We start from the raw sequence: 25,597 nt of genomic DNA, 5'->3' as shown, positions 1-25,597 counted from the left end.
ACGATAAATATACGGTCGATGGGCCATGGCGGGGACCATGATGGAGACATCTTCGCCCGCCCCCGCCGCTGACGCCCGCCACGGCATCGACCCCGCATGGCTGGTCGCGGGGCTGCTCGGGCTGTTCGCGCTCGATAATCTGCTGCTGCTCCGTTTCCTCGGCCTGACCCCGGCACTGGTCTGGATCGTGGGCATCGGTGCGACCGCGCTGATCGCCGGCATGACGGCGCGCATCCGGTTCGATGCGACTATCCCTGTCCGGCGCCTGCTGATCTGCATGGCGGTCGGGCTGGCCATGATGCTGCTCGGCGGGCAGGGTCGGCTGTTTTTCGCCAATACCGACTGGCTGGTTCGCGACGCGGTGCTGCAGGACATGGTCCGCTGGCCGTGGCCCTTCCTCTACGGCGGACATGGCGACCCGCAGCTGATGCGCGCGCCGCTCGGCATGTATCTGGCGCCCGCGCTGTTCGGGAAGATCGGCGGGGTGACTGTCGCCGAATGGGCGATGCTGGTACAGAACGGGCTGATCGGCGGCGCGCTGCTGGCGCTGGGATCGCTTCTGTTCGATACGACGCGCGGACGGACGATCGCGCTCGTCGTGTTTGTCCTGTTCAGCGGGCTGGACACGATCGGCGAGTTGCTCACCGATCCTTCGACGCTCTGGCCGCTGGATCATCACATCGATGACTGGGCGGGCCTGCAATATTCCTCCACCGTGACGCTGGCCTTCTGGGTGCCGCATCATGCGCTCGCCGGGTGGTTGGGCAGCCTCCTTTTCCTCCTGTGGCGGAGTGGCAAAGCGCCACTCTTCCCACTGCTCGCCAGCGTGCCGCTGGGCATGTTGTGGTCGCCTCTCGCCGAAATCGGGATGCTGCCCTTCGTCGCGCTGGCCGGCGTCGAGACACTGGCCGGTCTGCGGCTGAAGCGCGTAGACATCGCCATCCCTGCCGTCGCCTGTCTGCTGGCCGCCGCGCCAATCCGGTACATGCAAGTCGATCCCGCGAAGCTCGGCCTGTATTTCGAGACCCTCCCGACCGCCATCTACTGCCTGTTCGAAATGCTGGAAGTGATCCCCTTCGTCGCCATCATCTGGCTGGCGCAGCGCGGCGGCAGGTTCGGTCCAGCGACCTTCGCCCTCGCGACGATGAGCCTGCTTCTCCTGCCCTTCGCGCATATCGGCGCGGGTGTGGACCTTGAGATGCGGGCATCGATCCCCGCGCTGCTGATCCTGGCCGTGCTGTCCGCCGATATCCTTGCCGGCGTGCGGTGCGGAGCCGCCATCTGTCTGGCGGGAATGCTGATGGTCGGCGCGATGACGCCGCTGCGCGAGGTAATTCGCGCGGTCATCAACCGCCCCGCACCGCAGACAAGCTGCGACCTGTGGAGCGGCACCGACATCGCCTTCCCGCAGAACGGCAAGGAGAATTATTTCGCCGACGCCACGCGCGTTCCGGGCTGGATGCTCCCCGCCATCCCGCCCGTGCTCGTCTCGCCGATCGACGACGGGCGGTGCTGGCCGCGCGCGTGGCAGGTTCGACGCTGATCGGAACCGCTGCCGACCTCCGGCCGTTTGCGCCCCATCATCAACATGGGGGGCGAGTGCTTGAGGGAGACCATGGATGACCCGCGTTCCTTTTGCCCTGCTGGCGGCCGGAGCCTTCGCTGCGCTGACGGCGAGCATCAATCCCGCCGCGTTGGCGCAGAGCGACCCGCATCAGCCTGCTAACGACGGCTCGGCCGCCGCATCGGTTACGGTGCCGCCGGGTCAGGTCGCGCCGGGCGTCGATCCCGGCACGACCATGGCCAACGGCAGCGTGCAGAACAGCATCCAGTCGGTCCATGCCCAGAACGCCGCCAGCCAGGCGCAGTATCAGCAGGATCTCGCCGCCTACGATCAGGCGATGCAGGCGCACGGCCGTCAGGTCGCCCGCCAGGATGTCCACTATGCCCACCAGAAGCGCGCCTATGCCGACGCCATGGAAGCGTGGCGCGTGCAGGATTATGCCTGCCGTCACGGCAGCAACCGGGCCTGCAATTCGCCCGCGCCCGATCCAGCCGATTATTATTGATGTCGCCGCTGACCGCGCCCCTTCGGGCGCGGTCAGGGTATGGGAACGGCTTGCCAGCGCCCGTCCCGGCACGCCAGTGGCGTGGACGACAATGATCGGCCCGCGCCGATCTCAGCCTTGACGGATGTCCAGAACCTGCTGGTCATCGCCTTGTCGGCGGGGATCGTGAACAGGAAGAAGTCCTTGGCGTACAGCAGTATGATTTCGCCGTTCGCGCCTGCTGGAGAATCCTTCGCGCAATAGGTCGGGTCCGCGAGGATGCTGGGCGCGAGACCACTGGCCGCACCAATGCCATTCGCGCCATCATCTGCGCCGAGATGCAGGACCGAAATCGAGCCAACCCGCGCGCCGAGATTTCCGATTGCGATCTTCCATGCCGTCGCCTCGTCGATATGCCATCGGGCGAGGTCGCTCTTGCCGGCCGTGCGAATACTTTCCGGTGAATCCACCGCGAGAAAATAGGAGAGATCTCCAGCCATGGGCCGGGGCGCGACGAAGCCCCCCGTTTGCGATCCCGATGGCAGGTTTCGCGCCAGATAATCCGACGGGCGCACGATCACGATCAGCTGATCGGTCGCGTCGTGCTCCGCGTCCTCAGTGCCCGCCAGAGTTCGCGTATAACGACCGATGATCGCATCGAGTTGAGCCGGGTCTGCCCGATACGCGGCGTAGGCGTTGTCGGTGTTGATCGTGATGTCGCTGCCGTCGGAGCTTTTCGCATCGAACGTATAGTCGTCGATCGGCTTGGTCGCATGGCCCGTTGCCGTAGCGACCGCTGCCGCAAAGCGATCGCGGAATGCCTGCGGAGAGAGAGGAGCCGGCTCTCCCGCTGCCGCGAGCACCCAGAGGCTCGCGAGCAACAGGAGAGCGCGGCGCATCAGCGCGTGAGCTTCTTATACGCGCCCGCGCCCGGCCGATCGGCTGCATCGCCCAGACGGCGACGCTTGTCTTCCTCGTAGGATTCGAAGTTGCCCTCGAACCATTCGACATGGCCGTCGCCCTCGAAGGCGAGGATGTGCGTGGCGAGGCGATCGAGGAAGAAGCGATCGTGGCTGATCACCACGGCGCAGCCCGCGAAATTCTCGATCGCCTCTTCCAGCGCGCCCAGCGTCTCGACGTCGAGGTCGTTGGTCGGCTCGTCGAGCAGCAGCACGTTGCCGCCACGCTTCAGCATCTTGGCCATGTGAACGCGATTGCGCTCACCGCCCGAGAGCTTGCCGACATTCTTCTGCTGGTCCTGCCCCTTGAAGTTGAACGCGCCGACATAGGCGCGCGTCGACATGTCGTGGCCGTTGACCTTCACATAATCGAGTCCGTCCGAAACCTCCTCCCAGACATTGTGCTTGGGATCGAGATCGTCGCGGCTCTGGTCGACATAGCCGAGGTGGACGGTGGAGCCCATCTCGATCGTGCCGCTGTCGGGCTTCTCCTGCCCGGTGATCAGCTTGAAGAGCGTGGACTTACCCGCGCCGTTCGGCCCGATCACGCCGACGATGCCGCCGGCTGGCAGCATGAAGGACAGGTTCTCGAACAGCTTCTTGTCGCCGAAGCTCTTCGAGATGCCCTCGACGTTGATGACCTTGCCGCCGAGGCGCTCGGGCACCTGGATGACGATCTGGGCCTTGCCGGGTGCGCGATCCTTCTGCGCCTCGACCAGCTGGTCGAACTTGGCGATACGCGCCTTGGACTTGGTCTGGCGGCCCTTCGGCCCCTGCCGGATCCACTCCAGCTCGTTGCGGATCGCCGTCTGGCGGCCGCTCTCCTCCCGATCCTCCTGCTCGAGGCGCTTGGCCTTTTTGTCGAGGTAGGTCGAATAATTGCCTTCGTAGGGGAAATACTTTCCGCGATCGAGCTCGAGGATCCAGTCGACAACGTTATCGAGGAAATAGCGGTCGTGGGTGATCATCAGCACCGCGCCGGCATATTCCTTGAGGTGGTTTTCCAGCCACTGGACGCTCTCGGCGTCGAGGTGGTTGGTCGGCTCATCGAGCAGCAGGATCGAGGGCTTCTGGATCAGCAGGCGGGTGAGCGCGATGCGGCGCTTCTCACCGCCGGAAAGGCTTTCCACCGACCAGTCGGACGGTGGGCAGCGCAGCGCCTCCATCGCGATCTCGAGCTGGTTGTCGAGCGTCCAGCCGTCGACCGCGTCGATCTTCTCCTGAAGGACGCCCATCTCCTCCATCAGCTTGTCGAAGTCGGTGTCGTCCTTGGGATCGCCCATCTCGGCCGAGATGGCGTTGAAGCGATCGAGCATGTCGGCGACGTCGCGGGCGCCGTCCTTGACGTTCTCCAGCACCGTCTTGTTGGGATCGAGCTGCGGCTCCTGCGCTAGATAGCCGACCGTTACGTTCTCGCCCGGCCACGCTTCGCCCGAAAATTCGGTATCGATGCCGGCCATGATCTTGATGAGCGTCGACTTGCCGGCACCGTTGGGGCCGACGATGCCGATCTTGGCGCCGTGGTAGAATTGCAGGTTGATGTTGCTCAGCACCGGCTTGGGAGCGCCGGGGAAGGTCTTCGTCATGTTCTTCATGACATAGGCGTACTGGCCGGCCATGCGGATACTCGCTCGTCTGAGGGGTTCGAAGTGTTCGGATTTTCCGGGCTTATCTAGCGATCAGGGGCCGAAAAGCAACGTCGGGTGGCGCGTCGCGGCCTCACACCATCGCGTCGATCAGTTCCTTGATCGGCACGAAGGCAAAGCCGACGGAGCTGTCCGCCACCGCATAGGGCATGAACAGCAGATCGCCGTGCCGCATCGCGCCGCAAGTGTAGACGACGTTGGGCACATAGCCCTCGCGATCCTCGTCCGCCGGCGAGACCAGCGGCACCGGCAGGCGCTTGATCACCTTCGAGGGATCATCCTTATCGAGCAGGACGATGCCGATCGAATATTTGCGCATCGCGCCGACGCCGTGGGTCAACAGCAGCCAGCCCTCGTCCACCTCGATCGGCGATCCGCAATTGCCGATCTGCACCATTTCCCAAGGGTATCGGGGCGTCATCAGCAACTCGCCCTCGCCCCAGTGGTCGAGCTTGTTGCTGCGGATCAGGAACAGGTTCTCCCCATCCTGCCGGCCGACCATCACATATTGCCCGCCGATCTTGCGCGGAAAGAGCGCCATGCCCTTGTTGCGCGCCGCCGGTCCGGACATCGGGGCGAGAGTGAAGCTGCGGAAATCGCGCGTGCGGATCATCTCCGACCGGATGCTCTCGCCATTGTAGGCGGTGTAGGTGCCGAGCCATTCGACCGTGCCGTCGTCGTGGGTGAATTCGACGAGGCGCAGATCCTCCAGCCCCTTGGACTGGGCCGAGGTGAGCGGGAAGATGACGGTTCCGGACAGCGTCGAGTCGCGATGGCGGTGCACCTCGATCGCGCCGTTACCCAATTCCTTGGCCGAGTCCGCCGCAGTGGCGAAAGGTGGCTCGGGCGCCAGCTCGAAGCGGGTGCCGGGCGACAGGATACCCTCACGAAACGCAATGGAGGAGATATGCCCCTCTCCCACGGTGCGCACGGACATGATGATCCGCGACGAGCCTTCCGACAGGCCGGACTGATCGGGGTGCCGCACGATTGAGGGGTTCATGATCGCGGCGGCGGCATAGCTGTATTCGTTGCAGAAGAAGGCGCCGATGAGTTGCTGCTTGATGTCCGAAATCTCGTCGTCGTCGAGGTGCAGCGCCATCGCCATCTGGGCATAGCGCGTGCGGAACACGCTGCGTGTCTGCCAGTGGCGCGCCTCGAAATCCTTGAGTACGACGCTCAGCTCGCGCTTGGCCTGCTGCTCGTCCATCTCGAGCACAGCCTCGACGATGCGGCGCGGGCGGCTCTTCTGGCCGTTCTTGGAATCGATTGGCAGATGAAACGGGCGGACCACGACGCGCGAGGCATCCGCCTGGAGCCGAAGCGGCCAGTGCATCACAAGGTCGAGCAAAACGCCTCCCACCCCCGGCGAAGCGCCCCCTGCGGATCAGGAGGCGACGATGCCGGCCTTCGTACCAGAACCTTCAGCTTCGGCCTTTTCCGCCATTTCACGCATCGCGCAACAGGCAAATTGGAAGGCGAGAACGGATTCAGCCCCCTGATTGAGATTAACCCGGTCGCTCATCAGCCCATCGAAGCAACCGCCATCGATCACCGAGCCGAGCGGCAGGCCGACGTCATTGGCACCGAGATACCAGGCATAGGCCTTGCGCGCCATTTCCTCCCAGCGCAGTTCGCCGGTGATCTCGTGCGCGATGCGCGCGGCATCAATCGACGCCCACGCCTCGACCGGTTGCTGGTCGAACGGCAGCGGCGGCATATATTCGCGCCCGAAACTGTCCGTCCCGATGGCGCGGAACTGCCCGTCGTCGTTGCTCTGCTGGGCATCGAGCCAGGCGAGCGTCGCCAGCCCTTCTGCGCGCATGACCGGATCGTCGAGGCGGCGGCCGGCACGCAGCAGCGCCTCGGGCAGCCGGGCATTGTCGTACGCGAGCACCGCCTCGAACCACTCCCAGCCCGGCAACCGCGCCTCGGCGAGCCGGGCGTGCAGACGTGCGCCCAGATCGCGCAGCAAAGCCACCGCCAGTTCGTGCCCCGGATGCGCTTCCAGCATGGCGTCGGCCGCGATCATGGCGAAGGCCCAGGTACGAGGCGAGCCGAGCGAGCGGACGTGCGGCGCGACCTGATCGAACAGGTGCGAGGCCCAGCGGCGCAGTTCATGGCTTCGCGCCCGCGCCGCCGTGTCGCCCAGCGACCAGAGGGTGCGGCCGAAGCTGTCCTCGGATCCTTCCTCCTCCAGCCAGGCCCGATCGAACGCCATGAAGTTGCGGAAGCGGCCACGCTGACCATTCCAGGCATGTTGCACGAAGGCGGCATAGATGGCGGCCAGTTCGTCGGCGCGCACGCTGTCCGGCCCGTCGATCCGGTGCATCAGCATCAGCGCGCGGCAATTGTCATCGACGCAATAGCCATGGGTGCGATCCGGCACCGAGAAGATCGAATGCTGGATGATGCCGACGCCATCGCTCAGTCGCTCGACGGCTCCCAGACGCGGCGGGACGGGATCGGTGTTGCGCTCCACCCCCGGAAACAGTCGTGCGGGCTGCGACCGCACCGCCTCCTCGAAGATCGCGACATAGGCCCGCGCGATCGCCGGCCAGGTCATCGACCGACCGACCGACCAAGCGCGGCGGCTCATCTCGTCCAGCGTTTCGGGCCGATCGAGCAGTTCGATGATCCGCGCGGCGAACGCGCTGCTGTCACCGAACGGGACCAACATGCCTACCCCCCCGGCCAGAAGTTCGGCCGCGTGCCAATAGGGAGTCGAGACAACAGGTTTGCCCAGCGCCACCGCATAGCTCAGCGTGCCCGAGGTGATCTGCTGCTCGTTGAGATAGGGCGTCACATAGACGTCGGCTGCCGCGATGAAATCGAGCAGTCGAGGCTGCTCGACGAAGCCATCGATAAAACGGACGTGCCTGGATACGCCAAGTTCGTCGGCCAGCGCCATCAACCGCTCGCGATAGGCTTCGCCCTCGTGCGCGACGAGATGGGGGTGAGTCGCGCCCAGGACGACGTAGAGCGCGTCCGGATGCCGCGCCGCGATCGTCGGCATCGCGCGGATCATCGTTTCGATGCCCTTGTTGGGCGAGAGCAGGCCGAACGTCAGCAGCACTTTACGACCGTCACAGCGGAACCGACGCTTCATCGCCTCGCCATCGCCCATCGCGCGATCCGGCGCGCCATGGGGAACGACCGCGATACGATCCTCCGCGATCCCGTGGACATCCTGCAGAATGCGACGCCCTTTCTCCGCCATCACGATCAGCGTGGAAGCACGACGTGCCAACGCTTCCATCACGGCGCGTTGCTCGGGCGTTGGCTGCTCCAGCACGGTGTGAAGCGTCACGACCACCGGCGCCGTTACCCGATCGAGCAACTTCAGCAGGTGTGCGCCCGCCGCGCCGCCGAATATGCCATATTCATGCTGTACGCAGACCACATCGGCGCCGCTCGCGTTGATCCGATGGGCGGCGCGCGCATAGCTCGACAGATCATCCTGATCGATCGAGCAGACCACTTCATCGGGATAGACATGGTGGGCACTCCGATCGTTCATCGCGTAGACGTCGATCGTGAGGTCGGGAAAGGCATCGAGCAGCCCGTTGCGGACATCCCGCGTGAATGTTGCGATGCCACACAATCGAGGCGGGTTGTTGCCGATCAGGGCAACCTTGCGAACGTCCGGCCCGTTTGCTGAGTCCATCATCGACATCCCGTTCGCGCGTCGCACAACATCCTGAAAAGCATGGATGTTAGTCTATGCGCAGTTCGCCCCTCACCCGCTCAATGTCTGAACCGGAACATGGTTGCACAAAAATTTGTTGCGGTCGCGAACTTATGCGACGGATGGAACAAAACACCCCATCTGAGGCGTTGACCGGTGCTTTGCGCGCGCTATGCCGTCTCGCCGGGGACGGCGGCTGCCGCGCCCGAAGACAGAAAAGTGCTCGAGTAATTAGGGAGCTGCCCGAAATGAAGAAGATCGCCTTCGTGTTCGCCGCCGCCGGTTTGATGAGCCTCGCGGCTTGCGGCCACAGCACCAACCAGGCCGATGCGGTCGCCAACGCCGGTGACAACGCCGCCGCCGCTCTCGACAACCAGGGCGACATGCTGTCGGCCGCTGCCGACAATTCGTCGAACGCCATGGCCGCCAACGAACTCGATAACGCTGCCGACGCCGCGCACAATTCGGCCGATGCGGTGAAGTCGGACGCCGAAAACAAGGCGGACGCGATCGACAACGCCGCCAAGAAGTAATCCGGCCTGTCGCCGCCGCGCATCCGTGCGGCGGTCCTGCCGATAAGCGGGCGCTTCCCATGTGGAGGCGCCCGTTTTCTTTGCGGCGGATCGGCGCCTGCCTTGACTTGCCCGGAGGAAGAGCATTCCTGCGGATCGTTGGAGCGGTTCGGGGGCATTGGCGATGAAGCGGGTCTGGGTCATGTTTGCCGGCATTGCGCTGGTGGCGCCGTTCCAACTGGCAGCGCAGAATGACGTTCAGGACATCGCACCGCAGGTTGCGACACCTCCGGCGCAGTCGGCGGCGGATTCCGCCAAGCCGAAAAAAGCGAAGAAGCCGCAAGAGCCACTCATCTGCCGGAACGACAGGTGCATGACGGCAAGGCAGTGGCAGATCGCCGATCTTCAGGAGCGGATCCAGGTCCAGCAAATGCAGGCGCGACGCTGGTAACCCAGCAACGCGATTGACCCGGCCGAACGCCATCCGTAGGGACGGCGCCGTCGGGGAGTAGCGCAGCCTGGTAGCGCATCTGCTTTGGGAGCAGAGGGTCGCAGGTTCGAATCCTGTCTCCCCGACCACTTTGCCGGCCGGCATTCCCCCATTGGGCATTTCCCTATTTGACAAGCGTCGCGCGGCTTGGTCCCTAGCGCCAAGGGATCAGGGGACGATTTGCATGACGGTCGAGACGCACAGGCATTGCGGGTTCGCGATGCTCGCCTACCAGCTGCTGGTGGTCGAGAAGCTGATCTCGCTGGAGGATGCGGCGGAGAAGCTCGGCCTCACCTACGCAACGCTGCACGGGCGGCTGACCAGTCGCACGCGCTTCCGCGCCGAAGAGATCCGCCAGCTCATCGCGATCATTCCCGACCAGCGGCTGCTCCAGTTCTTCGCCGACGACAGCGGTTACGTGCTTGCCAAGAAGGCCGACGGTCTGCTGGACGAGGCGGTCAGCATCCGGCAGGCCGTCGCCGCGTCGGTGCGCGAGGCGATCGACGTCATGCAGGTGGTGGTGGCTTCGCTGGAGGCCGGCACCTTCCTCGATCACCGCGACCGCGCCGCGATCATGAAGGAGGTGAAGGAGGCCGAGGGCGCGATCGCCACGGTGCGCCTCGCCGTGGAAAAGCAGCCACCGCTCCGGGGATAAGCGCTTGCGCACGGCCCCTGCCCCGGCCTAGCTTCCGCCCCGCCGGGGGGCGGATCAAGGGGCATCACATGATCGACCGCCGTGCGTTTCTGCTCACCTCAACCGCGGCGGGCGCCGCTGCGATGCTGCCCGGCTGGGCACGGGCCGCGACCAGTGCCGCTCCCTCGCCCGAGCTGCGTGCATTGTTCGACCGGATGTTCACGGCGGGCCTGCGGCTGCGCCCGGAAGGCGCGACCCAGCTCGGGCTCGACAAGGGCGCGAACGCGGATCTGCGGGGCAAGCTCTCCGACCAGAGCGACGCGGGCCGCGCCGCATCGCGTGCGCTCACGCAATCGAACCTCGCGGCACTGGCGAAGATCGATCGCGGCGCACTCTCGGAGAATGACCGCATCGACTACGACACGGTGCTCTACACGCAGAAATCGGCCGCCGCCGTGCAGAGCTTCGATTTCGGCGGTTCGTCCTTCGGCCCCTCGCCCTACGCGGTCAGCCAGCTGACCGGCGCCTATCAGGACGTGCCGGACTTCCTCGACACCAAGCACAAGATCGAGACCAAGGCTGATGCGGACGCCTATCTGTCACGGCTGGAGGCCTTCGGCAAACAGATCGACGACAACACCGCGCGCATGAAGCACGACGCCGGCCTCGGCGTGATCCCGCCGGACTTCCTGCTCGACACCACGCTGACCCAGCTCACCAAGACGCGCGTGCCGGCTGCCGATGCCCTCGTCGTCACCTCGATCGCCAGGCGTGCGGCGGCCAAGGGACTGGGGGACGATTATGGCAGGCAGGCCGCCGCTATCTACGACCAGAAGATCGGCCCTGCGCTCGACCGGCAGATCGCCTATGCCAAGCAGCTTCGCGCGAAGGCGACGCACGATGCGGGCGTGTGGAAGTTCCGCGACGGCGAGGCCTATTACGCCACCGCGCTGCGCACCACGACGACCGCCGCGCTCTCGCCCGACGAGGTACACAAGTTCGGGCTGGATCAGGCGAAGATGATCTCCTCGCGCCTCGACGGCCTGCTCCGCCAGCAGGGCTTCACCAAGGGCACGATCGGCGAGCGCATGGCCGCGCTCTACAAGGATCCGCGCCAGCTCTATCCGAACACCGACGAGGGCAAGCTGCAGGCGATCGCCTATTGCAACGGCAGGCTCGACGCGATCCGGGGCAAGCTGCCCACGGTGTTCAGCCGCGTGCCGCCCTACCAGTTCGAGGTGCGACGCGTGCCGCCGCAGACCGAGGCGGGCGCCGCCTCCGCCTTCTCGCAATCGCCGGCGATCGACGGATCGCGCCCCGGCATCGTCTATTTCAACCTGCACGACAGCGCGGAATGGCCGAAATTCTGCCTCGCCACGACGATCTATCATGAGGGCCTGCCGGGCCATCAGCTCGAAGGCGGCCTCGCGCTTTCCAACACGAACCTGCCGCTGATCCGCAAGACCGGCGGCTTCTCGGGCTATGGCGAGGGATGGGCGCTCTATGCCGAGCAGCTCGCCGACGAGATCGGCATGTATGACGATGATCCGCTCGGGCGGCTGGGCTATCTCAAGTTCCAGCTGTTCCGCGCCAATCGCTGCGTGGTCGATACCGGCATCCACCACCTGAAATGGGGCCGCGAGCAGGCGATCCAGTATTTCGTCGATCAGGACGGCGAGGCGCCGGGATTCGCCACCCGCGAGGTGGAACGCTATTGCGCGACGCCGGGGCAGGCCTGCAGCTACAAGCTCGGCCACTCCACCTTCACCGGCATCCGCGAGAAGGCGAAGGCGAAGCAGGGCCAGCGCTTCGACATCAAGGCGTTCCACGATGCTGTGCTGGCGCACGGCCGGGTGCCGCTGGAAATCCTTCAGCAGATCGGCGATCAGTGGATCACGACGCTGTCATGACGTCACGAGAATATCAGGGAGTATCAAGGATGAATCAGGGATTTCGTCGCCGCGAACTGCTCGCGGGCGCGGCTGCCGGCGGCATGCTCTCGCTGCTGCCGGGCACGGCCGAGGCGGCGGCCACGCCGGCGGACAAGGCGTTCTTCGATCAGCTCGACGGCTTCACCGACGAGATCCTGATGCAGACGCCGGAAACGGCGACCCAACTCGGGCTGGACAAGGGCAAGCTGGCGGCGCTGCGCGGCGAGCTTTCTCAGAATAGCGATGCGTCGGAGGCGAAGTTCGACGCCACGATCCAGTCGATCCACGACCGCCTGCTCAAGACCGACCGCGCCGCACTCTCCACGCCCGCACAGATCCGCTACGACACCGTGAAATACGCGACTGAGCGTGGGATCGACGGCACAAAGTTCAAATATGGCGGCGGCGCGGGCGCGGGCTTCTTCGGCGGCACCGGCCCCTATGAAGTGACCCAGCAGAACGGCGCGGCCGGATCGGTGCCGGACTTCCTCGTCTCCGCCCACGACATCAAGAGCAAGGCCGATGCCGAGGCCTATCTCGCCCGCGTCTCCGCCTTCGCGCGCCAGATCGAACAGGAGACCGTCCAGCTCAAGGAGAAGGCCGCGATCGGCGTGGTGCCGCCCAAGTTCATCGCCGACAACGCGATGGGCATCCTCAAGGGCTTCCGCGCGACGCCGGCCGCGCAGCAGACCCTCGTCACTAACCTCGACGAGAAGACCAAGAAGCTCGGCCTCACCGGTTATGGCGAGAAGGCCGCGAAGATCATGGAGACCATGGTCTACCCGGCACTCGATCGCGAGATCACGGCCTTCGCCGCCTCCACCGCCGACGCGCCGATGACGGCGGGCGTGCAGCGCCTGCCCGACGGCGAGGCCTATTATGCCTGGGCGCTCCGCCTCGGCACCACCACCACGCGCACCCCGCAGGAGATCCACCAGATCGGCCTCGACCAGAACGAGCAGATCAAAGCGCGGATGGAGGCGATCCTGAAGGCGCAGGGGATGACCAAGGGCACGGTCGGCGAGCGCGTGACGGCGCTCAACAAAGATCCGCGCTTCCTCTACCCCGATACCGACAAGGGCCGCGCCGACCTGATCGCCTATTGCAACGAGCGCATCGCGATGGTCCGCAAGATCATGCCGAAGTTCAGCAAGCTGGGCCTGAAGGCGGACGTGATCGTGAAGCGCGTACCGCCGGACATTCAGGACGGTGCCGGCCTCGGCTACATGAACCCCGCCGCGCTCGATGGATCGCGCCCGGCCATCTATTACATCAACCTCAAGTCCACCTCGCTCTGGCCGAAATACCAGATCGCCTCGCTCTGCGCGCATGAGGGTATTCCGGGCCATACCTGGCAGCTCGCCTACCTCGCCGAGCATCATGACGAGGTGCCCTCGATCAGCTCGCTCACCGGCTTCAACGCCTTCGTCGAGGGCTGGGCGCTCTATGCCGAGCAGCTGATCGACGAGAGCGGCCTCTACGACAACGATCCGTGGAGCCGCATCGGCTATCTGCAGGCGCAGCAGTTCCGCGCCTGCCGCCTGGTGGTCGATACCGGCATCCACGCGCTCGGCTGGAGCCGGGAGCAGGCGGTGCGCTTCCTCACCTCCGAAAGCGGCAAGGGCGAGAATGCAGCGACCAGCGAGGTCGATCGCTATTGCGCCGCACCCGGTCAGGCCTGCGGCTACAAGATGGGCCATAACGAGATCACCCGCCTGCGCGACAAGACGAAGGCGGCGCTCGGCGCCAAGTTCGATCTCGCGGCATATGACGATGTCGTGATCCGCACCGGCGGCGTACCGCTGGAGCTGCTGGAAGGCGTGATCGACGGCTATATCGGATCGGCCAGGGCGTGAGGCAGGCCTCGGGCACGCTCGTCATCGACACGCATGGACAGGGCCTCGTCGAATTTACCGACGCGGTGCTGGAATGGGTGGGCGATGCGGGCGTGTCCGAGGGGCTGCTGACGCTCTTCTGCCGTCACACCTCGGCGTCGCTGCTCATACAGGAGAATGCGGCGCCCGAGGTGCGGGCGGACATTCAGGATTACTTCGCGACCATCGCGCCCGAAGACCCGAACCGCTATCGCCACGATGACGAGGGGCCAGACGACATGCCGGCCCATCTACGCACCGCTTTGACGTCGGTGCAGCTGTCGATCCCCGTCCGTGACGCGCGACCGGTGCTGGGAACGTGGCAGGGAATCTACCTGTTCGAACACCGCCACAGGCCTCATCAGCGCGAGGTGGCGGCGCATCTGATCGGGGCGTGATCCTCCTCCCTTTCAGGGAGGGGCGCTTCTTCTAAGGCCGCGCGATCTCGTAGGTGATGTGCTCGTACAGCCTGTCGCCCGGCTGGAACTGCGGGTGGCCGAAATCGAGGTCGGGCCGGCGCGTCATGCCAAGCCGGATCATCAGGCCCCAGCTCGCCGTGTTGGCAGGTGTGGTGATCGCCATGATCTTCGGCGTATCGAGGTTCGCCCAACCCCAGTCGAGGCTCGCCTGCGCCGCCTCGCGGGCATAGCCCTGCCCCCACGCATCCTCGCGTAGGCGCCAGCCGATCTCCACCTCTCCCTTGATCGGGCCGACAGTGCCGGGCTTCAGACCGCAGAAGCCGAGGAAGGCTCCGTCCGCGCGCCGCTCGATCGCCCAGAAGGTATATCCGTGCGACGCCTGAAAGCCGCGGGTGCGCGCGATCGCGGCGGCAACCTGATCGTCGTCCATCGGATCGCCGAGATGCTCCATGACCGCGGCCGAGCGCCCCATCGCCGCGAACGGCGCATGGTCCTCGTCGCGCCAGCCGCGCAGGATCAGCCGCTCGGTCTCGATCATGCGCCCAGCAGCCTTGCAGCGTGCGCCGCATGATAGGTCAGCACGCCCGAGCAGCCCGCCCGCTTGAACGCCAGCAAGGTTTCCAGCACCAGCGCGTCGCGGTCGCCCATGTCGGCCGCGACGGCAGCCTCGATCATCGCATATTCGCCGGAGACTTGATACGCGAAGACAGGGACTTCGAACCGCTCCTTCACACGGCGAATGATGTCGAGATAGGGCAGGCCCGGCTTTACCATCACCGTGTCGGCGCCCTCGGCGAGATCCATCGCGACCTCGCGCAGCGCCTCTTCGGCATTGGCGTGGTCCATCTGGTAGCCGCGTTTATCGCCCTTCAGCCGGCCGCGCGATCCGACCGCATCGCGGAACGGGCCGTAGAAGGCGGAGGCGTACTTCGCGGCATAGGCCATGATCTGCACGTTGCGGTGGCCCTTGTCCTCCAGCGCGGCACGTATCCCGGCGACGCGACCGTCCATCATGTCGGAGGGTGCGATGATGTCGGCGCCGGCGTCAGCCTGCACCACCGCCTGCTCGACCAGCAGCGCCATCGTCTCGTCGTTGAGGACGTAGCCCGCCTCGTCGACGAGCCCGTCATGGCCATGCTCGGTATAGGGATCGAGCGCGACGTCGGTCAGCACGCCGACATCGGGCGCGGCATCCTTGATCGCCTTCACCGCGCGGCAGATCAGATTGTCCGGATTGAGCGCCTCGCGCCCGTCCGGCGTGCGCAGATGCTGCGGCGTGTTGGGGAAGAGCGCGATGCACGGGATGCCCAGCGCCTGGGCTTCCTTCGCGCGCTTCGCGATATTGTCGATCGACCAGCGCGACACGCCGGGGAGCGTCTTGATCGGCTCCTCGACACCCACGCCGTCCGCAATGAACAGCGGCCAGATCAGGTCGGCCGGGGTCAGCACATGCTCGGCGACCATGCGGCGGGACCAGGGGGCGACGCGGGTGCGGCGCAGGCGGAGCGCGGGGAAGGAAGCGGTCATGAGGTGTACCTAGTCGCTCGACGCCGCGGCTTCCAGCATCGCATCGGGCCGTGCGAGCGCGACGACGCGGATGCCGGCTTCCTTCGCCCGCTCGATCGCGAGGCTGGTCGGCGCCGAGATGGCGACGAGGGTGTGGCACCCGGCCAGCGCCGCCTTCTCGACCAGTTCGTAGGAGAGACGAGCAGTGGTGAGCGCGAAGCCTTGCCGCCAATCCTCCCCTGCCCGCGCCATTGCGCCAGCCAGCTTGTCGAAGGCATTGTGGCGGCCGACATCCTCGCGGATCAGCCGGATCGCGCCGTCCGGCCCGCAGAAGGCGGCGGCATGGACCGCGCCCGTCTCGCGCCCCAGCGGCTGCTCGGCCCGCACCGCGTCGAGCGCCGCGAACATCGACTCGGTCGGGATCGGAACGTTCGCGGCCACGATGCCCGGCAGCGGCCGGAGCGCCTGCTCCAGATTTTCGATCCCGCACAGACCGCAGGACGATTCGGAGATGCGATGCCGCACCCGATCCATCACCCGGCCGCGCACCTCCGCCGCCAGCGCGAGCCGCAGCAGCACGCCACGTTCCGCCTCGTGCGGCTCGACCGCCAGCAATTGCTCCGCGCGATCGACGAGGCGTTCGGACAGACAGAAGCCGAGCGCGAAATCGTCCAGCGCATCCGGCGTCGCCATCATCACCGCATAGCCGATGCCATCTATCTCGATCGCCACCGGCATCTCGACCGCCAGCGCTCTTTCGATGGAACGGATTGCGCCGTCGGGCGTGATGCGATGGAAGGATGCGGGCGTGGCCGAAACGATCATTCCGCCTCCTAGCAGAAATCGGCCGAGGACCGCAGATGGAGATGGTGGAGATCCCGATGGATCAGGTTCGCGACGCCGGGCCGACCTATGCCCTGCCGCGCACCGCCGCGTTGCTGGTCAACGCCAAGTCGCGCAAGGGGCGGAAGCTGTTCAAGGAGGCGTGTCGGCTGCTGCAGGCGGCCGGTGTCGAACTCAGCATGGCGGAGGCGATCCGCAAGCCCTCCACCATGCCCGATCGCGTGAAGGAGGCTATCGCATCCGGCGCGCCGATGGTGATCGTCGGCGGTGGCGACGGGTCGATCTCCTGCTCGGTCGATCATGTTGTAGGCAGCGACACGATCTTCGCGGTGCTGCCGCTCGGCACGGCCAACAGTTTCGCACGCACGCTCGGCATCCCGCTCGATCTGCCGGGCGCCGTGGAGGTGATCGCAAAGGGTTCCGCCAGGCGCATCGATCTCGGCATGATCGACGACGATTATTTCGCCAATTGCGCGACTTTGGGCATCGCGCCGCAGATTGCGCAGACGGTGCCGCACGGGTTGAAGGCCTGGCTGGGGCGACCGGGCTATCTGCTATGGGCGGCGCGACAGCTCTGGAAGTTCAAGGCGTTCCGGCTGACCGTGGATACCGGATCGGCGGTCGAGACGATGGATGCCGTCGAGGTGCGGATCGCCAACGGCCCCTATCATGGCGGGGTCGAACTGGTCGACGAGGCGGCGGTCGATTCGGGGCGGATCGTCGTGCAGGTGGTGATGGGCGAGACGCGCGGCCACCTGATCCGGAGTTGGCTGCTCTCCGTCCTCCGCCATCGCGAGCGCAGGAAGACCACGCGCGAATATGAAGGCCAGGCGATCCGGCTGTCGACCGAGAAGCCGATGCCGATCTCGATCGATGGCGAGGTACTGGCGAAGACGCCGGTGACCGCCCGGATCGCGCGACGCGCGATCAGGGTTGCGGCGCCGTCTCCCGCGGGCTGACCGTCCGCATGTGGACCTTCCGCCAGGTGCCCGCCCGGTAATAGCCGAGCGCCATCAGCATCGAGGCGAGCGAGCTGATCGGCATCGTCCACCACAGGGCCTCGATCCCGATGAACGGCCTGAGCGCGAACACCGCGCCCAGGCGCACCGGGAACATCGCGATCGCCAGGATCACCAGCGGCGCGACCACCGCGCCGGTCGATCGCACGGTACCGAAGATCACCATCGTTACGCCGAACATCAGGAACGACCAGCTCGCGACCAGATGGATGTGCCGCGCGATCGGCAGCGCCGGGCTGGATTGCCCGAGGAACAGCGCCAGCATCGCCCGGTCGACCAACGTCACCAGCAGGATCAGCGCGGCGGTAATCACGAGGTTGATCACGATTGCCGAGCGCGTCACCGCATCGACGCGCGGCCAGAGCCCCGCGCCGACATTCTGCGCCGCCATCGCCGAGACGGCCGCGCCGACCGCCAGCGCCGGCATCTGAATGTAGGTCCACAGCTGCAGCGTCACGCCATAGGCCGCGACCACGTCCGTGCCCGCATGGTTGACCAGCCCCATCAGCGTCAGCCCCGCGAAGGAGATGACGAACATCTGCAGGCCCATCGGGATGCCCTTGGCGACGATCACCTTCAGCAGCGCCGGATCGGGCAGCAGCCAGCGCAGTTCACTCCCCCGCAGGCGCACCGTGAGATCGCGCCCGTAGATCATCGCGATCAGCACCACGAGGCTGACGTAGGAGGCGATCGCCGTCGCGGTCGCGGAGCCGGCAATGCCCATCTGGGGCGCGCCGAACAGGCCCCGGATGAAGACGGGGTTCAGCCCGCTGTCGAGCACCACGTTGAGGATCATGATGATGAACGGCGTCACCGAATCGCCGGTGCCGCGCATCCCCATGGTGATGACCGTCATCAGGAAAGCAGCCGGCATCGCGATGAAGATCACGCGCAGATAGGCCTCGGCCAGCCGCGCCGCGTCCGGTGGGGTGGCGAGCAGATGGAGGATCGCCGGGGAGGCCAGATAGCCGATCACCGAAACCAGCAGGGACAGGATCGCGAAGCTGCCCACCGCCGTACCCATCACGCGCCGGGCTGCCTCAATGTCGCGCCGGCCCATATTCTGGCCGACGAGGATGGTCGCGGCGATGCCGAAGCCGAACACGGCCGCCAGCATCAGGAACATCACCAGATTGGCGTTGGAGGTCGCCGCCAGCGCGCTCTCGCCCAGGAAACGCCCGACCCAGATCGAATTGACCGATCCGTTCAGCGACTGAAGGATATTGGTACCGAGCGTCGGCAGCGCGAACAGCACGAGCGTGCGCGCGATCGGCCCGGTGGTGAGATCCCGTCCGCCCTGAGCGCGCGGGGAAGCCGGCCTTGGTGCGTTCTGGTCAGCCATCCGATCGCCGCGCCTGTGAAATTGACAAAGTTGACACGTATGAGCCGAAAACGACGTCATGCGCCCTAGCGGACCAGCCACGACGGCATCGCCCACGCCCGCCATGACACAGCAAATCCTACATTAAAAGCCGGGCGTCAGAGGCGCTTGCCAAAGACGAGGAAGTCCCCGCGTTCATAGCCCTGCGCGTCATAGAAAGTGGCGACCTGCTCGTTGCTGGCGCGGACCATCAGGCGGATGACGCGCGCGCCCTGTTCCGCCAGCCATTGTTCGGCCGCCGCCACCAGCGCGACGCCGATCCCTTCGCCGCGACGGGCGGGATCGGAAGCGAGGTAGTAGAGCCAGCCGCGATGGCCGTCATAGCCCGCCATGACGGTGCCGGTGAGCGCGCCGGCCTCGTCATGCGCGGCGAGGATCGTGCCGGTCGCGCAATCGAGCGCGGCGCGGGCATCGGCATCCGGATCGTTCGGCAGCGAGACCAACCCCGCCGCGTGCCAGAGCGCGATGGCGGCGGGGATTTCGTCCTCGCGAAGCCGGGCGATCACCCCAGCCGCGCCAGTGCCGCGCCGAGCCGCTCGGCTTCCGCCGCCTTTTCGGCATGGTCGGCACGCGCCTTTTCGACCGCTTCCGGCTTGGCGCGCTCGACGAAGCTCGGGTTGTTGAGGCGCCCGGCAAGCCCGTCGCGCTCCTTCTCCGCTGCCGCCTTGCCCTTGGCGAGACGGGTGCGCTCGGCCTCGATGTCGATCACGCCTTCGAGCGGCAGGACGAAGGTCGCCTCGTCCACGACGATCTGCGCGGCGGCACCGGCCGGCGCGTCGCCTTCCACGCTGTCGACGCGGGCGAGGCGGGCGATCACCGGCTGCTGGCGCGCGATTCGCGACGTCGTGACGTCACCCGCCTCGCGGACATGCAGCGGCAGGCGCGCACCCGGCGGCACGTTGAGTTCGGCCCGCGCCGCGCGGATCTCGCTCACCAGACGGATCAGCCAGTCGATCTCCTTCGCAGCCTCCGGATCGAGCGACTTTGCGTCCGCTTCGGGCCAGCGCGCCGTGATGAGGTCGCTGGTGCGGCCGCCGGAATGCCACAGTTCCTCGGTGATGAACGGCATGAACGGGTGGAGCATCACGAGGATCTGGTCGAACGCCCAGCCGGCGACGAGCTTCGTCTCCTCGTCCACCTGCCCCTTGGTCAGCTCGATGTACCAGTCGCAGAAGCGCGACCAGACGAACTGGTAGATGGTGTTGGCCGCCTCGTCGAAGCGCAGGTCGGCGAGTGCGAGGTCCAGCGCCTGCACGGTGCGGATGGTCTCGGCGATGATCCAGCGATTGACCGGGGCCTCCGCCGACGGAGCCTCCAGCGAGGCGGACGGCCCGACACCGTTCGCCTGCAGGAAGCGCGCCGCGTTCCACAGCTTGGTGGCGAAGTTGCGATAGCCCTCGACGCGGTTCTCGTTGAGCTTGATGTCGCGGCCCTGGCTCTCCATCGCGGCCAGCGTGAAGCGCAGCGCATCGGCGCCGTAACGATCGATCAGGCCCAGCGGATCAACCGTATTGCCCTTCGACTTGGACATCTTGGCGCCGGTCGCGTCGCGGACGAGGCCGTGCAGGTAGAGCGTCCTGAACGGCACGTCCTGCAGGAAATGCATGCCCTGCATCGCCATGCGCGCATCCCAGAAGAACAGGATGTCGAAGCCGGAGATGAGGATGTCGTTCGGGTAGCGCTTCAGTTCGCGCGGATCGACGTCGGGCCAGCCGAGCGTGCCGAACGGCCACAGCGCGGAGGAGAACCAGGTATCGAGCACGTCCTCGTCGCGGGTCAGCGAACGGCGCGGGCCGGCCTTGTCCTTGGCCTCCGCCTCGGACGCGGCGACATAGACGTTGCCGTCCTCGTCATACCAGGCCGGGATGCGGTGGCCCCACCAGAGCTGGCGCGAGACGCACCAGGGCTGGATATTCTCCAACCAGTTGAACCAGGTCTTGCTCCACGTCTCGGGCACGACCTTGATACGCCCGTCGCGCACCGCCTCGATCGGGCCGGCGGCGAGCGTCTTGGCGTCGACATACCATTGATCGGTCAGCCAAGGCTCGATGATCTCGCCCGAACGGTCGCCAAACGGCGTCGCGATGGTGCGCGGCTCGGCGTCATGCTCGACGCCCTCCTTGTCGACATGCGGCACGAGCACGCCGTCCGCCTTGAGCCGATCGACCACCAGCCGCCGCACCTCGAAGCGATCGAGGCCGATCCAATCCTCCGGCACGCCGCCGCACTGGACGATCTTCGCCTCGGCATCGAGCATGTTGAGCATGTCGGCTGGCGCGATGCCGACGCGGCGGCCGACCTCGAAATCGTTGAAGTCGTGGCCCGGCGTGATCTTCACCGCGCCCGATCCCAGTTCCGGATCGGCATGCTCGTCGGCCACGATCGGGATCAGGCGACCGGTGATCGGCAGCCGCACCTTCTTCCCGATCAAAGCGGTGTAGCGCTCGTCGGTCGGATGGACGGCGACGGCCATGTCGGCGAGCATCGTCTCGGGCCGCGTGGTGGCGACCGCGATGAAGCCCGAGCCGTCCTCGAGCGGATAGCGCAGGTGCCAGAACTTGCCGGCGACGTCCTTCGTCTCGACCTCGAGATCGGAGATGGCGGTCTTGAGGCCCGGATCCCAGTTGACCAGGCGCTTGTCGCGATAGAGCAGGCCCTGTTCGTACAACTTCACGAAGACGTGGATGACGGCCCTCGAGAAGCCCTCGTCCATGGTGAAGCGCTCGTTCGCCCAGTCGCACGACGCGCCCAGCCGACGGAGCTGGCGGGTGATGGTGCCGCCGCTCTCGGCCTTCCATTCCCACACCTTGTCGACGAACTGCTCGCGCGAATAATCGGTGCGCTTCTCGCCTTTCGCGTTCATCTGGCGCTCGACGACCATCTGGGTCGCGATGCCGGCATGATCGGTGCCGACCACCCAGAGCGCGTCCTTACCCTGCAGACGCGCGTGGCGGACGAGGATGTCCTGCAGCGTGTTGTCGAGCGCGTGGCCGATGTGCAGCGATCCCGTCACGTTAGGCGGCGGGATGACAATGGTGAACGGCTCAGCGTCGGGCCGCGCGGGGCGGAACAGGCCGCCCTCCTCCCAATGGCTGTACCAGCGGGATTCGATCGCGGCGGGGTCGAAGGTTTTGGGCAGTTCGGTCATGGCGGGGACGCGCCTAGCAGGGGGAGACGGCAAAAGCCAAGCAGCCCGGTGCGAGAGACCGAATTCCGAGAGGAAGCCCGGCCTCCGCCGGGCAACGGAGGGATCAGCTACCGGCGAGCCGCTTTACTTCCACGGCGACCAGCCGCTCGACGATGCCGGGCAGCTCGCGGTCGAGCCATTCCTTCAGCATCGGCCGGAGCAGATCCGACACCAGGCCTTCGAGCGTGTTGGACTTGCCCTCCTCGCTGCGCACCTGAAGCTGCGTCAGCGCGGCGAACGCACTGCGGCTGGCTTCGGCCGACGTGGAGGAGAGCAGCCCGTCCAGCGACGCGGCAGAGGCGAAGGCGCCCGTGGTCGACGGCTGGGGCGCTTCGGTGGTGGCGGTGGCTTCGGACATCGGGCTGGTCAGCTCCAGAACATCGGGGGTTTCGGCCGTCTCGGCGACGGCTTCGGGTTCGGCCTCCGCGGTCGGTTCCACGACCTCGGCTTCCGGCTCCTCAACGCTGTCTTGCTCGACAGGCTCCGCCTCGTGAACGGACGTCACGATCGGGCTGGACGCGACGGCGGCCATCGCCTCCCGGCGCAGCTTGGCCGGGCGCACGCCTACCGCCTCGCTGTCCTCGGCGATGATGCGCTTGATGGAGGCAAGGATGTCCTCCATCGACGGTTCCTGGTTGGGCTGGGCCATGGCGGCCATGTTATGCCTAGTTCGCTTGCCCTGTCACGGGGGGATTTTCGGACACCATCTGCGGACCGTAGACCGGCTTGGCGATGGGCTGCGGCCGGGGATTTTCCTCCCAGTCGCTGAGCGCGTGCTTGGCGCGGCGATAATTGACGGTGGGATCGTAGAGCGCCCCGCCCTCCAGGCCGAGATGCTGGTAGTTCACCAGCCCCATGGCGTTGAGCAGGGTGAAGCCCGCGACGTAGGAATCATGCTGGGCGCTCACCAGCGTCACCTGGCTGCTGAGCTTTTCCTGCTCGGCGTTCAGCACGTCGAGCACCTGCCGCAGACCGGCGCTCTGCTCGGCCTGGACGCCCTCCAGCGCCAGCGTGTTGGCCTTCAGGGCCTCCTCGCTCGACTTGATCACCTCCTGCGTCGCCACGTAGCTGGAGAAAGCGGCGCGCGCGTTGGCGACCACAAGGCGCTCGGTCGCGGTCTGCTGCTCCATCGCCACCTGTTCGAGATCCTGCGCCTGCCGGATCTGCGCCGAGGGCAGGCCGCCCTGATAGAGCGGCACGTTCAACGACACGCCGACCGAGGTCGAATCGCCCTGCAACTGCGCCGCGCCGCTCGTGTAGATGTTGGACGCGCCCTGCGTGTAGCGGGCGTAATTGTTGTTCGCCTGCGCGGTGATCGTCGGCATCCGGCTGGCGCGCGCGGTCTGCACATCGAAATGCGCGGCCTTCACCGCGGCGGCGGCGGCGGCGATGTCCGGATTGTTGTCGATGGCGGTGTCCTCCGCCTGATCGGGGCCGGTCGGCAACACCGGGAGCGCCGGCGGCTGTTCCAGCGTGTCGGCCGAAACGCCGACGACGCGGCGGTAATTCTCCTCACTGTTCGTCAGCGTGGCGCGCGCGGAAGCGAGCTGCGCGCGCCCGTCCTCCAGCCGCGCCTGGCTCTGCGCGACGTCGGTGCGGGTCAGCGTGCCGGCCTGGAACTGATCGCTGGTCGCCTCCAGATTGGTCTGGAGGACCTTCACGTTATTCTCGTTGAGCCCCACGATCGCGCGATCGCGCAGCACGTCCATATAGGCGGTGACGGTATCGACCAGCACCTGCCCTTCGGTCGAGCGCAGCGACTGGCGCCCCGAATCGACGCGCGCGTCCGCCGCCTTCACCGCGTTGCGCACCCGGCCGCCCTGATAGAGCGGCACGCTGAGCTGTGCGCCGGCCGTAAGCTGCTGGTTGAAGCTCGAGAATTTGCGATAATTGTCGACGCCCTGGGTGAGGCCGACGCTGGCGCCCAGCGTCGGCCGTCCACCCGCACGGGCGATCGCGGCCTGTTCGTCGGTCGAGCGCAGCTGCGCGCGCGTGCCCGTGAGCGTGGGGTTGCCCTTGTAAGCCGCGACCAGTGCATCGGTGAGCGTCGTCGCGCCCACCGCCTGCGGCAGTGCCAGCCCCATGGCGAGCGCCGTCAACGCCGCACCCGCCTTTACACCCACACGCCGCATGCTCCCCCCTCGTTGATATCCTAGAACGTAAACGCCGGTGCCGGCGCGAAGCCCGGCAGCGTGGCCGTCTCCACATCGGCGAAGAAATCGAGGCCGAAACCACCCGCCACGCGACGACCGATCACCAGCCGGGTCACCCCGCGCTCGTCGATCGCGCCGACCAGGCGACCGCCTTCGGCAAGCTGATCGACGATCGCATCGGGAACATGCTCGACCGCGCCATCCAGAAAGATGAGGTCATAGGGCGCCCCCGCCGGCCAGCCCGCCGCCAGCGGGCCTTCGACCGTGGCCACCTGCGCCTGCGCGATCAGCGCCGGCGACTGTTCCAGCGCGGTGACGACACAGCCCATCTCGGCAAGCAAAGCCACCGCGTAGCCGGTGCCCGAACCCACGACGAGCACCTTCTCGCCGGCGCGCGGCTGCGCACGGCTGAGCAGTCGACCGGTCGCGATCGGCGGATTGAGGCCGCGCCCCTCGCCCAGCGGCACGATCGTGTCACGATAGGCGACGCCGCCCTGGCTCCCACCGACGAACCGTTCGCGCGCCACCGACCCCATCGCGGCGAGCACCGCCGGATCGGTGACCTTGTTGGTGCGCAACTGGTTCGACACCATGGCGCCCCGCAGCGACGAGAAATCCGCTTCGCTCATAATTCCTTGCCCTCGCACAACTGTGTTAGTTTGGCAATACACTAATATCGCAAGGCGATCTCTACGGCGAACCGTGACGCGCCGCAACGAGGATGCGCATTGACATGCGCGGCGCCCCGTCGCATTGGGCGCGCCTCTGGCGGCCCGATGGCGGAGTGGTTACGCACCGGACTGCAAATCCGTTTACGCCGGTTCGATTCCGGCTCGGGCCTCCAGATACTGCTCCTCTCAGCTTCGTTAACGCATGCAGCGAACAAAATCGCTGCGCCGCACATGTGCGCGCAATGAAATCACGCGTTAACAACTGCACGAATTGCACCTGTTAACCCGACTAGACAGAGCGATGTTTAGTCGCGACGACCCGATTCACCGTTACAAACCGGCAATGTTATGTCTGTTGCTGCGGCGCGTCATTGGGGACGCGTCGCGCCAACACACTGTCGTGTAGCTCAATCGTAGGAGGCTTTCATGCGGCCTGCCACGTTGTTTGTCTGCGCCTTGACTGCAGCGATATTACCGTCCGCTGCCCTGGCATCGATCCGTCCATCGACGGCACCTCTATCACCAGCGTCCCACTTCGGGCCGGCGGGCGGCTTTCTCCAGTCCTCCAGCTATCATGGCGGTGGCGGATGGGCTTGGGGCCATGATCCGGGCCATCACGATGGCGGCCACCCCGGC

At 66.3% G+C, this 25,597-nt stretch carries 22 protein-coding genes and 2 tRNA genes; 11 read left to right on the top strand and 13 right to left on the bottom strand.

Annotated elements, in window-relative coordinates:
- Positions 1-25 precede the first annotated feature (25 nt).
- Complete coding sequence (locus QGN17_RS04825) at positions 26-1,543, top strand: hypothetical protein (RefSeq protein ID WP_281043367.1); 1,518 nt, start codon at positions 26-28, stop codon at positions 1,541-1,543.
- Positions 1,544-1,619: 76 nt separating this feature from the next.
- Positions 1,620-2,069: a hypothetical protein gene (locus QGN17_RS04820; RefSeq protein ID WP_281043366.1), complete on the top strand. Its 450-nt coding sequence runs from the start codon at positions 1,620-1,622 to the stop codon at positions 2,067-2,069.
- Positions 2,070-2,101: 32 nt separating this feature from the next.
- Here QGN17_RS04820 and QGN17_RS04815 read toward each other — a convergent pair whose 3' ends face one another.
- From QGN17_RS04815 to QGN17_RS04800, 4 genes are all read right to left on the bottom strand, one after another.
- On the bottom strand, positions 2,102-2,947 hold the full coding sequence (locus QGN17_RS04815; protein ID WP_281043365.1) for a hypothetical protein: 846 nt from the start codon (positions 2,945-2,947) through the stop codon (positions 2,102-2,104).
- Positions 2,947-4,626: an energy-dependent translational throttle protein EttA gene (gene ettA, locus QGN17_RS04810; RefSeq protein ID WP_281043364.1), complete on the bottom strand. Its 1,680-nt coding sequence runs from the start codon at positions 4,624-4,626 to the stop codon at positions 2,947-2,949. The genes QGN17_RS04815 and ettA overlap by 1 nt, the downstream gene beginning before the upstream one ends.
- Before the next feature lie 100 nt (positions 4,627-4,726).
- Positions 4,727-5,989 (bottom strand): glycoside hydrolase family 130 protein, encoded by a 1,263-nt coding sequence (locus QGN17_RS04805; RefSeq protein ID WP_281043363.1) that lies wholly within the window; start codon positions 5,987-5,989, stop codon positions 4,727-4,729.
- Between the two features lie 51 nt (positions 5,990-6,040).
- Positions 6,041-8,323 (bottom strand): glycosyltransferase family 4 protein, encoded by a 2,283-nt coding sequence (locus QGN17_RS04800; RefSeq protein WP_281043362.1) that lies wholly within the window; start codon positions 8,321-8,323, stop codon positions 6,041-6,043.
- Between the two features lie 266 nt (positions 8,324-8,589).
- Here QGN17_RS04800 and QGN17_RS04795 point away from each other — a divergent pair, with 266 nt between their 5' ends.
- The 7 genes from QGN17_RS04795 (at position 8,590) to QGN17_RS04765 (ending at position 14,180) form a co-directional block, all read left to right on the top strand.
- Complete coding sequence (locus QGN17_RS04795) at positions 8,590-8,874, top strand: hypothetical protein (protein WP_281043361.1); 285 nt, start codon at positions 8,590-8,592, stop codon at positions 8,872-8,874.
- 163 nt (positions 8,875-9,037) lie between these two features.
- The gene (locus QGN17_RS04790) at positions 9,038-9,304 is read left to right on the top strand and encodes a hypothetical protein (protein WP_281043360.1); all 267 of its coding nucleotides are present in this window, start codon (positions 9,038-9,040) and stop codon (positions 9,302-9,304) included.
- A gap of 51 nt (positions 9,305-9,355) precedes the next feature.
- Positions 9,356-9,432 (top strand) — tRNA-Pro (locus QGN17_RS04785).
- A gap of 95 nt (positions 9,433-9,527) precedes the next feature.
- The gene (locus QGN17_RS04780; protein ID WP_281043359.1) at positions 9,528-9,998 is read left to right on the top strand and encodes a phage regulatory CII family protein; all 471 of its coding nucleotides are present in this window, start codon (positions 9,528-9,530) and stop codon (positions 9,996-9,998) included.
- 68 nt (positions 9,999-10,066) lie between these two features.
- On the top strand, positions 10,067-11,887 hold the full coding sequence (locus QGN17_RS04775; protein WP_281043358.1) for a DUF885 domain-containing protein: 1,821 nt from the start codon (positions 10,067-10,069) through the stop codon (positions 11,885-11,887).
- Between the two features lie 29 nt (positions 11,888-11,916).
- Positions 11,917-13,764, top strand: coding sequence for a DUF885 domain-containing protein (locus QGN17_RS04770; protein ID WP_281043357.1), 1,848 nt, complete (start codon positions 11,917-11,919; stop codon positions 13,762-13,764).
- On the top strand, positions 13,761-14,180 hold the full coding sequence (locus QGN17_RS04765; protein ID WP_281043356.1) for a secondary thiamine-phosphate synthase enzyme YjbQ: 420 nt from the start codon (positions 13,761-13,763) through the stop codon (positions 14,178-14,180). Before QGN17_RS04770 ends, QGN17_RS04765 begins: the two co-directional genes overlap by 4 nt.
- A 31-nt stretch (positions 14,181-14,211) precedes the next feature.
- On the opposite strand, the gene QGN17_RS04760 is transcribed toward QGN17_RS04765, so the two are convergent.
- From QGN17_RS04760 to fdhD, 3 genes are read right to left on the bottom strand one after another with little or no spacing between them, the layout of a single operon-like run.
- Positions 14,212-14,739 (bottom strand): GNAT family N-acetyltransferase, encoded by a 528-nt coding sequence (locus QGN17_RS04760; RefSeq protein WP_281043355.1) that lies wholly within the window; start codon positions 14,737-14,739, stop codon positions 14,212-14,214.
- On the bottom strand, positions 14,736-15,728 hold the full coding sequence (gene hemB / locus QGN17_RS04755; RefSeq protein ID WP_281043354.1) for a porphobilinogen synthase: 993 nt from the start codon (positions 15,726-15,728) through the stop codon (positions 14,736-14,738). Before hemB ends, QGN17_RS04760 begins: the two co-directional genes overlap by 4 nt.
- A gap of 9 nt (positions 15,729-15,737) precedes the next feature.
- A complete protein-coding gene (fdhD, locus tag QGN17_RS04750) occupies positions 15,738-16,532 on the bottom strand; it encodes a formate dehydrogenase accessory sulfurtransferase FdhD (RefSeq protein ID WP_281043353.1) in 795 nt (264 codons plus the stop codon).
- 56 nt (positions 16,533-16,588) lie between these two features.
- Here fdhD and QGN17_RS04745 point away from each other — a divergent pair, with 56 nt between their 5' ends.
- On the top strand, positions 16,589-17,509 hold the full coding sequence (locus QGN17_RS04745; RefSeq protein WP_281043352.1) for a diacylglycerol/lipid kinase family protein: 921 nt from the start codon (positions 16,589-16,591) through the stop codon (positions 17,507-17,509).
- Here QGN17_RS04745 and QGN17_RS04740 read toward each other — a convergent pair.
- From QGN17_RS04740 to QGN17_RS04715, 6 genes are all read right to left on the bottom strand, one after another.
- A complete protein-coding gene (locus QGN17_RS04740; protein ID WP_281043351.1) occupies positions 17,478-18,911 on the bottom strand; it encodes an MATE family efflux transporter in 1,434 nt (477 codons plus the stop codon). The genes QGN17_RS04745 and QGN17_RS04740 overlap by 32 nt on opposite strands.
- 137 nt (positions 18,912-19,048) lie before the next feature.
- A complete protein-coding gene (locus tag QGN17_RS04735) occupies positions 19,049-19,456 on the bottom strand; it encodes a GNAT family acetyltransferase (protein WP_281043350.1) in 408 nt (135 codons plus the stop codon).
- Positions 19,453-22,098, bottom strand: a complete 2,646-nt coding sequence (locus tag QGN17_RS04730) for a valine--tRNA ligase (protein ID WP_281043349.1) — start codon at positions 22,096-22,098, stop codon at positions 19,453-19,455. The genes QGN17_RS04735 and QGN17_RS04730 overlap by 4 nt, the downstream gene beginning before the upstream one ends.
- A gap of 103 nt (positions 22,099-22,201) precedes the next feature.
- Positions 22,202-22,795 (bottom strand): DUF2497 domain-containing protein, encoded by a 594-nt coding sequence (locus tag QGN17_RS04725; protein ID WP_281043348.1) that lies wholly within the window; start codon positions 22,793-22,795, stop codon positions 22,202-22,204.
- Between the two features lie 7 nt (positions 22,796-22,802).
- A complete protein-coding gene (locus QGN17_RS04720) occupies positions 22,803-24,269 on the bottom strand; it encodes a TolC family outer membrane protein (RefSeq protein ID WP_281043347.1) in 1,467 nt (488 codons plus the stop codon).
- A gap of 20 nt (positions 24,270-24,289) precedes the next feature.
- Positions 24,290-24,919: a protein-L-isoaspartate O-methyltransferase family protein gene (locus QGN17_RS04715; RefSeq protein ID WP_281043346.1), complete on the bottom strand. Its 630-nt coding sequence runs from the start codon at positions 24,917-24,919 to the stop codon at positions 24,290-24,292.
- Between the two features lie 141 nt (positions 24,920-25,060).
- On the opposite strand from QGN17_RS04715, the gene QGN17_RS04710 reads away from it, so the two are divergent.
- Positions 25,061-25,134: transfer RNA gene (locus tag QGN17_RS04710), tRNA-Cys, on the top strand.
- Positions 25,135-25,597: the final 463 nt, after the last annotated feature.

This window comes from Sphingomonas oryzagri (assembly GCF_029906645.1).
Classification (GTDB): domain Bacteria; phylum Pseudomonadota; class Alphaproteobacteria; order Sphingomonadales; family Sphingomonadaceae; genus Solisphingomonas; species Solisphingomonas oryzagri.
Note: the sequence above shows the minus strand (reverse complement) of the source record. Positions and strands in the feature narration are given on the sequence as shown.